This window comes from Staphylococcus sp. GDB20D11A, from assembly GCF_016893255.1.
GTDB lineage: Bacteria > Bacillota > Bacilli > Staphylococcales > Staphylococcaceae > Staphylococcus > Staphylococcus aureus.
The window spans coordinates 1-10,876 of the sequence record NZ_JAFEPJ010000021.1; the positions used below are offsets into that span (position 1 = coordinate 1).

Consider the following 10,876-nt stretch of genomic DNA (forward strand, 5'->3'; position numbering starts at 1 on the left):
CAATGTTCATTTTCTTACCGAAAAGAATTAATTATACATTTTATTAACATTTAAGTCAACAACTTTTTAAAATTAATTTTCGTTAGTAATTCAAGTTATTTCTTAAGTTGAGTTGTTTTGTTTGCCTCAACAAATAAATACTATACAGGCTTTCAAACTGCTTAACAACAGTAAAAATTACACCTTTACTATCCATTCTGAACGCTCTCATTCTAAAAATCGAACTTAAAGAAATTACAATTGTGAATAGTACGTTTTCTAAAACAAATAAGGTGGTTATTTTTATGAAAAGATAATAAAAAAACCGCAAAACAGAACGTTATTTTTTTACCAGAAATTAAAAATAAATTTACAAGTTTTAAATAATCTCTCAAAACACCGCTATACAGGCTGATTTAGTAAGCTTTAGACCAAAGAAGTACAACTACTAAGCCAGCATCTATCATTTCAATTACAAAAGAATTTCATTTGCATAGTCATTAACCATCAACCGCATTTATCAAATTAATAACACCAACACACCATAACGGTATTCCTACTTCGATAATCCAATTCGAATCATTACTATTAAAAGTAACAAATCACAACCAACGGCTTGCTTCCTAAATATTCCCCACCCTCAGTAAAACTAGGTAAACCATGCCACCAACACACCACAAATAAAGTAGTACACCACACCATAAAAAAAGCCACAATGATTACACTGTGACTTTTCTTACTATAGTATTAAATTCAAAAATGTTTAATAGAAGACATTACATTTCTGTTCTACCTGCGATTGCTTTAGATAATGTTACTTCGTCAGCATACTCTAAATCGCCACCTACCGATAATCCTTGTGCTAATCTCGTCACTTTGATACCTATAGGCTTAACTAATCTAGAAATATACATGGCTGTAGATTCCCCCTCTAAGTTCGGGTTCATAGCTAAGATTAATTCGCTAACTTCATCGTTTTTCAAGCGTTCAATCAATGAAGGAATATTAATATCTTCTGGTCCAATTCCATCCATAGGCGAAATAGACCCATGTAAAACGTGATATAAACCTTTGTATTCTCTCATTTTTTCCATAGCTATGACATCTTTGTCATCTTCCACAACACAAATAACTGAACGATCTCTTTGCTTATCTTCACAAATATAACATGGATCATTTTCAGTAATGTGACCACATACGCTACAATATGTTAATTCTCTTTTAACATCTACTAATGCTTTGGCAAACTGAACAACATCGTCTTCTTTCATATCTAAGGTATGAAAAGCCAGACGTTGGGCTGTCTTTGGACCAATGCCTGGCAATTTCATAAAGCTATCAATAAGCTTTGATATAGGTTCTGGATAATGCATCTATGATCACATTCCAGGGATGTTTAAGCCTTGAGTATGTTTACCTAAACGTTCTTGAGTAAGCTCATCAGCTTTATTCATCGCTTCATTAGTAGCTGCTAACACTAAGTCTTGTAGCATTTCAATATCATCTGGGTCTACAGCTTCTTCTTTGATTTCAACGTCGACAACTTCTTTATGACCAGTTACAGTAACTGCAACCATGCCACCGCCAGCTGTTCCTACAATACGCTCTTCTTTAAGTTTTTCTTGTTCTTGAGCCATTTTCTTTTGCATTTTTTGCATTTGTTTCATCATTTGTTGCATGTTTCCGCCACCGCGCATATTCCATTTCCTCCTTGAAAATCAATAAATATTTATCAATAAAATGATGTTTCTTTCATTATACATACGATTATATCGCTTGTCATGTATCACTCTTCATCTATCACATGTACAGTTTCTTCACCGAAAAGATCTTTTGCTTTTTGAGCAATATCTGTTTGTTGTGCTTGTTGCTTTGGCATATCATCGCCTTCGTTTTTACGATTTTGTAAATACTCCGTTCGAACTCTTTGCCATTGATCTGATGGTACACCAACAACTTTAACGTTTTTATTAACGATATTACATACAACACTTTCTATACTACTACGTTTCTCGTCGTCTTTATTGACGATTTCACAATGGATCTCTTCCTCAAATTTCACAAGTACGTGATCTTCACTTGCCGCCACAGGTTCCGAATTTTGCAATAAACTAACGAGTGATTTTTTATCATTGTTTTTGGCATGATCAATCACTTCTTGCCAATGATCTTTCAACAATTTGATATCTGCCTTATTCGCTTTATCTAGCACTTTTGCAATTTGTTGCATTGAAAATGCATTTTTAGATTTTTGTATGCCTCTCGCAGGCTTTTTCGAAGATTTTTGAGTAGGAGCGACGCTCACTCCTTGTGCTTTTAGTGTTTTTAGTTCTTGCTCTAACTGTTCCATACGTTGCAACAATACATCTGTGTTTGGCGATGAAGCAATTTGTGCTGGTTCAGCTACATTCGCAATCACTTGTGGTTGACCCTTAATCTGCTCAGCTAATTTTACTAACAACACTTCAAAATGAACGTTTTGATTCACACTAAAACGAATCGACACTAATGTATCATTAATAAGATCAATCATTTGATATAACATATCTAATTCTAAGTTCATCAGGGCTCGATACTCAGTATCTTTCTCAGATGTTTTATTCATAATCGTATCTCTGACAAAATAAATCATATCATTTATTAGGCGATTCACTTCTTTACCTTCTGTTATAAACTGATGGTATTTTTTAAAAGATGCTTGTACATCACCTTGTACAATATCATCAAACAAGTGATCCAACGCTTCATCATGAACGCTACCCGTAACATTTAGGGCATCTTGTAATGTCAATGTACCATCGCCGAAAGCAATAGCCTGATCCATAATACTTAATGCATCACGCATACCCCCTTCAGACGCTTTAGCGATAAATGCCAAGGCTTCATCTTCACATTCAATTTGTTGTGCATCTGCTACAAATTTTAAACGTTCAACAATTTGATCTAGGCTAATTGCTTTAAAATCAAAACGTTGTGCCCTAGAAATGATTGTTGGAGGAATTTTATGTGGTTCTGTCGTTGCCAATATAAAAATAGCGTGTGCTGGAGGTTCTTCTAACGTCTTTAAAAGGGCATTAAAAGCACCTGTTGTTAGCATGTGCACCTCATCTATAATATAAACTTTATATTTCGATTCACTTGGTGCATATTTAACTTTGTCTCTAATATTTCTTATTTCATCAACGCCATTATTACTAGCAGCATCAATTTCTATCACATCTGAATTAGTCCCCTGCGTAATGCCTTTACAAATATGACATTCATTACAAGGTTCTCCATCAGTGCTATTTAAACAGTTGATTGCTTTAGCAAACACTTTGGCAATACTCGTTTTCCCCGTACCTCTCGGACCACTAAAAATATATGCATGCGACTGTTTTTCTTTCGAAATCGCATTGCGCAATGTCTTCGTGACATGTTCTTGTCCGACGACATCCTCGAAACTTTGGGGTCTGTACATACGATATAAGGCTTGATAATTCAAGTTAGCACCTCCATAAACAATTACCTTTCATTATAGCATGATAATACCTTTACTTCTTAAATGAACAATTAATAAAAATGTTCTGGAAATTTTACGATTCCGTGTGGTGCATCCGTCAAATTATCCCATAAATATTTTACAAGTAACGGTGCATCACCAGATTCTAATTTAATGTCATGCTCAGCAGCATTCTGATAACCCAACTTTTCAAAGTAGTCAAAACAATGGTCTACAACAACCGTACTATACTCTTGCGCTTTTGCACGTTCTTCTACTGCTTGAACCAATCCACGACCTAATTTTTGTCCACGTAATTCAGGATGAACTGATAAAGAGGCAATCGCCAAACCATAATACGTCTTGTCATCACTATTCATTTCTACTTCAATTAATAAAACGTGTCCAACGACATCGTTATTTTCATTTTTCGCTATTACTTCTAATTCAAAATTATAGCAAGGAGATTTCCTTAAATGTTTCACTTTCGCACGTGCTTGCCAACTCGTTTCAGGATTATCATCAAAACTTTCTTCAATACTATTTAAAGATTTATCATAATCTAACTCTGTTAAAGTACTTAAATATATTTGCATATGTCCTCCGTAGGGATTTGATTGTCAATAATCATAACGTATCTCATTAATAATTCTATTGTAAGATACTCCCCCTCATTTCACCATCATTTCTTTATCATCAAATAATAACTTCTTACTTTTTATATCCGTAAAAATTTATTCAAACTGCGCATCGATTTCACTTGAATCAAACTTCACATATAAAAAAGCTACTTCCCACAAACATGTTCCACGTATAATACGCTGAATTGTCTTCAAGAAAGTAGCTTCTATAATTATATATTTTCAACTCTTAATAATCGATTTAATATTTTTAAAAATAAAAAACCGTGCACCTAAGCATCGAACGTAATTCACGAACGTAACCAAAGTCGTTAGCTAAATCTCGGCTACCCTACGGCACATATGATGATCCACTTAATGCTGCTTCCGTCAGGACCTGACATGGTTCATGGGTTCATATTGCATAGGACCGAAATCTTCAAACACTACGTGCTTTGGGCAGACTTCGCAAAAATACGGCCTCAACAAAGGAATTAAGCCTCGCATAAAGCGGATTTCGAGTACAGGGAACCGCTACCTCCCCACCTAGCACGGCAAGATATATATTACTATATTTTAATAGTTAATTGCAAGTATAAATCATTTATATCATTGTTTACTTTGTACGACGTCTTGAGAAGTCATTAAATTTAAATTCATTTGCAAGATGTTTTGAAATATTATATTGAAACGGCATTGTATTTTCTAAATACACAATACTTCGAACTGTTGCTGAATAAGCCACCGATATATCACCAAACAATTGATATGCTTGTTCATCAAACGGTTCAAAAGTAATAGACTTACTTGAATAACTAATATTAAGATTTAATACCTTTTCCAAATAATCATAAATAGAATCACTCGCAACATCATTACCTATATCTGAAACAATCGACTTTAGAAAATAATCTTCATCAACAATCTTCACATGTTGGTTAAGCCGACGAGTTCTAACAATATGAATGAGCGATTCACTAGAATTGATGTTTAAAGCATGTTGAACTTCTGGAACTTCATGCGCTTCAACAACCTCATTCACAACAACTTCAGTTAAATATGCGACACCCATTTCTTCTTGCATTTCTTTAAAACTAACAAGTTCAGAAAATGGAAACTCTGTAACCTCCTGATAAATGACAAGTGACCCTTTACCATGAATCTTTTGAATCATACCGTCTAATGCCAACAAATCTAATGCCTTACGCACGGTCTCTCGAGATGACTGGTACAATTGCACCAAATCATGTTCAGACGGAATTTGTTCACCATATTGAATCTGCCCGTTTAATATATCTTCTTTCAACGCCTCATAAATCTTCATAAACTTCTTTTGCTTCACCATATAAACGCATCCACTCAATTTATTTTACGCGTTTGTTTCGATTACAATTGCACCAAACCCGCTTATCGTATTATTTTCCACTGTGCCTGTTTGAATCACAACACGACCTTCGCTAGCCAATCCTTCTGGCAAATCAACAGCCGATGCTGAGAAATTCGCAATTACTAGCCATTGTTGATTCTTATAATGACGTTCATAAACAAATAAATTATCATGATCCATAAAACGTGGCACAATGTCTCCATACGTAATAATATCATGCGTATGTCTTAATTGTATTAATTTTTGATACGTATAGAAAATAGAATCTTTATTCTGAAGTGCTTGTCTAACGTTGACCTGATGATAATTTTCCGAAATATCAATCCAAGGCTTACCAGCTGTAAATCCAGCATTAACATCATCACTCCATTGCATAGGCGTTCTCGAATTGTCTCGTGACTTCTGTCCTAAAATCGCTAACACATCCGCTTCAGCATGCCCTTCACTTAACAACTGATGGTAGGCATTAATCGATTCAACATCGCGATATTGTGCTATTGATGTAAAATGTGGGTCCGTCATACCAATTTCTTCACCTTGGTAAATATATGGCGTCCCTTGCAACATATGCAGTGCGATAGCTAACATTTTAGCACTTTGTATCCTCATCTCTTCCGACGTATCATCACCAAATCTAGACACTACCCGTGGCTGATCATGATTACACCAGAAAATCGCGTTCCATCCGCCACCGTCATAAATACCTCGTTGCCATTGCATCAGAATTTCCTTTAACTTATGAAAATCAAGCTTCGCATTTGTCCACTTTTCACCATCAACATAATCAACCTTTAGATGATGAAAATTAAAAACACTATTCAATTCTTGGCGTTCTGGCTGTGTATACTTAATACAATTTTCAATCGTCGTCGAAGACATTTCTCCTACAGTCATCATGTCAGTGTTACCAAACGTTTGACGATTTAATTCATGCAGAAACTCATGCACTCTAGGACCATCCGTATAAAATTCTTTACCTATTTTGTCAGAGTCCTTAAATTCACCTTTAGAAATTAAGTTAATGACATCAAATCGAAAACCATCAACGCCGAAGTCTATCCAATGATTGACAATGCGATATAACGATTGACGTACTTCCGGATTATCCCAATTTAAATCAGCTTGACTGACATCAAATAAATGTAAATAATATTCATCTGTCTCAGGATCATACTTCCATGCATTACCACCAAATTTAGAATGCCAATTTGTTGGCGGCCCGTCTTCAGATGATCTGAAAAAGTAATAATCTCTATAAGGGTTGTCTTTAGATTTACGGGCTTCTTTAAACCATTCATGCTCCGTAGACGTATGATTAATGACAATATCTAACATCACTTTCAAGTCTTTTTGATGAGCAACTTTGATTAACTTTTCAAAATCATCCATCGTTCCAAAGTCTTCATTGATTTCTAAATAATTGCTGATATCATAGCCATTATCATTCATCGGTGATTCATACACTGGTGTTAACCAAATATAATCAACACCCAATAACTTGATATAATCCAATTTTTCTATAATTCCGTTAATATCTCCTATACCATTCCCCGTCGTATCATTAAACGACTTAGGATAAATTTGATATACAACGGATTTTCTCCAATCTATTTCTTTCGACACACAATTACCACCTTATAACGTAATAAAGGACGTCCAAATAACGAACGCCCCTTTTTTATTTTATTAATCTTCAACAATTTCTTTCGCTTTTTGTTTACTAAAATGAGACATCACAATTGTTAGTATACATGGTACAACAATAGCAATAGCTGTCACAATAAGATATACTGGCCAAAATTCTTTTTGAATTGAAATGAATGCTGGCACACCACCAACACCAACTTTTCCAAGTACGTTATTCATACCAACGATTGCCCCCAATACACAAGACGTTGATATCGCAGCGATAAATGGATATTTCAGAGGTAAGTTCACACCAAACATAGCTGGTTCAGTAACACCTAACATACCAGAAATACCAGATGTTAATGCCAAGCCTTCTTCTTTAACCATTTTACGACGTTTATAGACAAACCATGCTCCAAATGCTGCAGACCCCTGACAAATATTTGAAATCGCAACGATTGGCCATAAGTACGTACCACCTAAGCTGCTACCCATCAATTGGAAATCTACTGCTAAAAACATATGGTGTAGTCCTGTAATTACAAGTGGTGCATATAACAATCCATATATTGCTCCGCCAAGCCATCCTGCATGTTGGAATATAAATGTAACACCAGATGTGATACCTGTACCAATCAATAACGCAACTGGTCCAATGATAATAAATGCTAAAAATCCAGTAACTAAAAGCGCTACGGGTCCAACGACCAACATTTTTATCGAATCGTGAACGACTTTATTTAATCCTTTTTCAATTTTAGCTAGAACATAAGCTGCAATTAAAACAGGCAACACTTGACCTTGGTAATTCAACTGCTTAATCTCTAAGCCAAATAAGTTCCACGTCGGAATATTCCCTTTTGCCAAATCATACTGAGATACTAATTGCGGGTGCATTAAAATCAAACCTAAGACTAAGCCTAGAATCGGACTACCACCAAATACACGCATACTACTCCAACCAATTAATGCTGGTAAGAAAATAAATGCCGTACTCGCAATCACATTAATGATGTTTGAAATATCAGCAATTTGTGGATACATCTCAATAAGTGCTTTTGGACCAAATAAACCTTTCATTGTAAGTAAATTATTGATCCCCATTAACAAACCAGCTGTCACAATCGCAGGTAATATTGGTATAAAAATATCCCCCAACAATTTAATCAAACGTTGTACTGGATTCCCTTTTTGCGCAGCTGCTTGTTTCGCTTCATCTTTCGAAGCTTCTTGAGCACCTGTTTCATCAATAAACTGCTTATACACTTCATCGACTGTTCCTGGACCAATGACAATTTGATATTGATGGTCTGCTTTGAACTGTCCCTTGACCAACGCGTTATTACTTAATGCGTCTTTATCAACTTTACTTTCATCCTTCAGCACTAAACGTAATCGTGTTACACAATGCGTTGCAGCTTCAAGATTTTCTTTTCCCCCAATAGCGGTTACGATGGCTTTTACATCTTCTCTTTTTACAGCCATATATTTCACTCCCTTAATGTCTTAAAACGAGTATAACTTGTCTAGACAAGTTATGTAAAGGCTTTCAACAAAATATTTTTATTTTGTCACAATTATCTGGGGTAGCCATTTCAGAAAATCAATGAGCCATAACGACATATGTAGCAATACCCCCTCGCTACAATTGTGTTATTAACAATACCTCACCACGCTCTCGCCATTATAAAGTGTAAATGCATGGCCAACCCCTAAATTGAAAAATGCATATCTACAAATAGCAAACTTGCCACACAAACCATCCATCATATTTCACAAAACAAAAAAGACATTTAGCTATGTATATTGCACAAGCCAAATGCCCTTCCAATCTCAATGCCTTATCATTTCTATTATCAAAAATTACGAGTCATTCAAAGGCATATAAAAAAGGTAAACACTCAAACTTTGAGTACTTACCTTTTTTATATATAGTATTTAATATAAATATTGATGGCGGAGGAAGAGGGATTCGAACCCCCGCGAGCCGTTAAGCCCCTGTCGGTTTTCAAGACCGATCCCTTCAGCCGGACTTGGGTATTCCTCCTAAACACAATATTTATCATATATGAACGTTCTGTAAAAGTCAATATTGTTTTTAAGCATTACATGATTACCACAAATCATTGTCTTCCACTACAGTTGACCTATAAAACGAATGTAAAAAATCACTACTTATAATTAATCCATTTGTTGTCTTACAAACCTTTGTTTTTAGGTTACAAAGATGGCATGTGACGTTGATAGATACTAGATTATTTCAAACTCGATTCAACATGACACAACGTCAACGTAACCACCATTTCCATACAAAGATTATACACAAACTTTACTCGCTAAATACTGATCTACTGCTTTCGCTACGCCTCTACCTTCTTTAATTGCCCATACAACTAAACTTTGACCACGTCTAGCATCTCCAGCAGCAAATACCTTTTCATTATTAGTTTGATAGTTTGTATCATCCGCCACGATTCGATTTCTATCCGTTTTAATGTTAAAAGCATTCGGTACTGTTGGTTCTGTACCTTCGAAGCCGATTGATAATAATACAAGGTCAGCAGGCCAAAATCTTTCAGGTCCTTCTTTCATGACCATACCATTTTCGCCTTGCTCTAAAATTTGAGTATACAAACCACGTATGTGTCCTTTATCGTCAACATCGTAACGCATTGTTTGAACACCATATGCACGTGGTTCCTTACCAAACTTAGCTTCGTACTCTTGGTGCGCATAGTCCATTTTAAACACCGGCATTGCTAAAGGCCATGATGCATTTTCTGTAAATGTAATTGCTTCTGGCAATTTCGTATATTTATTAAATTGAACAATCGATTTACAATTTTCTCTTAATGCTGTCGCTACACAGTCTGCCCCTGTATCACCAGCACCAATGATAATGACATTCTTATCTTTTGCAGTTATTGTTATATCATCAATTTCTCCATTTAACAGCTGCGTTTGTTCAGTTAAATAATCCATAGCGAAATGAATACCATCACCCATGCGTCCTTCTAAAGGTAAATCTCTACCTTTTTGTGCACCAGTACATAATATAATGGCATCATACTCAGATTCTAACGTTGCTTTATCAATATCAACGCCTACTTCAACACCATTAATGAAAGTAATGCCCGCTTCTTCCATTAACTTAATACGACGTCGAACCACATCTTTATCAAGTTTCATATTCGGAATACCATACATTAATAAACCGCCTGATTCTCTAGCACGTTCATAAATAGTTACTTGATATCCTAGTAGATTAAGTTCTTCAGCAGCAGTTAATCCTGCTGGACCGCTTCCAACGATTGCTACTTTTTCATCTCTACGGCGACTCGGAACTTTCGGCGCTACCCAACCATTTTCAAAAGCTTCATCAATAATTGTGCGTTCAATACCTTTAATCGCAATCGATTCTCTATTAATCTTCATCACACAAGCACTTTCGCATGGTGCAGGACATACACGCCCTGTAAAGTCAGGAAAGTTATTTGTTTCGCTTAAGCGTTCATAAGCAGTTTTAAAATCTTGATGATACACTAAGTCGTTCCATTCAGGAATGTAGTTTCCAATTGGACAACCTATTGTTTCCCTACCATACTGTTGTCCGGTTTGACAAAACGGCGTTCCACAATCCATACATCGCGCACCTTGGATAGAGGCATCTTCTTTAGTAAATCGTTGTTGATATGCTTTATGATGCTTCAAACGGTCTACCAGTGATAATTCACCTAAGTACTGTTTGTCATACTTCATAAATCCTTTAAATTCACCCAT

At 35.6% G+C, this 10,876-nt stretch carries 9 protein-coding genes, 1 tRNA gene, 1 other RNA gene and 1 pseudogene; all 12 read right to left on the reverse strand.

The window, feature by feature from the left end; translation table 11 throughout:
* Positions 1-451 precede the first annotated feature (451 nt).
* Positions 452-548 (reverse strand): annotated as a pseudogene (locus JV528_RS12260) (hypothetical protein).
* Between the two features lie 207 nt (positions 549-755).
* Complete coding sequence (gene recR, locus JV528_RS12265; protein WP_000559156.1) at positions 756-1,352, reverse strand: recombination mediator RecR; 597 nt, start codon at positions 1,350-1,352, stop codon at positions 756-758.
* A 6-nt stretch (positions 1,353-1,358) separates the two neighbouring features.
* The gene (locus JV528_RS12270) at positions 1,359-1,676 is read right to left on the reverse strand and encodes a YbaB/EbfC family nucleoid-associated protein (protein ID WP_001213992.1); all 318 of its coding nucleotides are present in this window, start codon (positions 1,674-1,676) and stop codon (positions 1,359-1,361) included.
* Positions 1,677-1,765: 89 nt separating this feature from the next.
* The gene (gene dnaX / locus JV528_RS12275; protein ID WP_001109044.1) at positions 1,766-3,463 is read right to left on the reverse strand and encodes a DNA polymerase III subunit gamma/tau; all 1,698 of its coding nucleotides are present in this window, start codon (positions 3,461-3,463) and stop codon (positions 1,766-1,768) included.
* Positions 3,464-3,531: 68 nt separating this feature from the next.
* Positions 3,532-4,056, reverse strand: coding sequence for a GNAT family N-acetyltransferase (locus tag JV528_RS12280; RefSeq protein WP_001167833.1), 525 nt, complete (start codon positions 4,054-4,056; stop codon positions 3,532-3,534).
* Between the two features lie 138 nt (positions 4,057-4,194).
* Positions 4,195-4,296 carry a hypothetical protein gene (locus JV528_RS12285; protein ID WP_014936987.1) on the reverse strand — a complete coding sequence of 34 codons (102 nt, stop codon included), beginning with the start codon at positions 4,294-4,296 and terminating at the stop codon, positions 4,195-4,197.
* A 69-nt stretch (positions 4,297-4,365) separates the two neighbouring features.
* Positions 4,366-4,635: signal recognition particle sRNA large type (ffs, locus tag JV528_RS12290), an RNA gene on the reverse strand.
* A gap of 61 nt (positions 4,636-4,696) precedes the next feature.
* On the reverse strand, positions 4,697-5,425 hold the full coding sequence (gene treR, locus JV528_RS12295) for a trehalose operon repressor (RefSeq protein WP_000240625.1): 729 nt from the start codon (positions 5,423-5,425) through the stop codon (positions 4,697-4,699).
* A gap of 24 nt (positions 5,426-5,449) precedes the next feature.
* The gene (treC, locus tag JV528_RS12300) at positions 5,450-7,090 is read right to left on the reverse strand and encodes an alpha,alpha-phosphotrehalase (RefSeq protein WP_069994131.1); all 1,641 of its coding nucleotides are present in this window, start codon (positions 7,088-7,090) and stop codon (positions 5,450-5,452) included.
* A 63-nt stretch (positions 7,091-7,153) separates the two neighbouring features.
* Entirely contained in the window at positions 7,154-8,581 is a 1,428-nt protein-coding gene (gene treP / locus JV528_RS12305) for a PTS system trehalose-specific EIIBC component (RefSeq protein ID WP_000279377.1), read from the reverse strand.
* 469 nt (positions 8,582-9,050) lie between these two features.
* Positions 9,051-9,143 (reverse strand) — tRNA-Ser (locus tag JV528_RS12310).
* A gap of 269 nt (positions 9,144-9,412) precedes the next feature.
* Positions 9,413-10,876: a glutamate synthase subunit beta gene (locus JV528_RS12315; RefSeq protein WP_000503590.1), complete on the reverse strand. Its 1,464-nt coding sequence runs from the start codon at positions 10,874-10,876 to the stop codon at positions 9,413-9,415.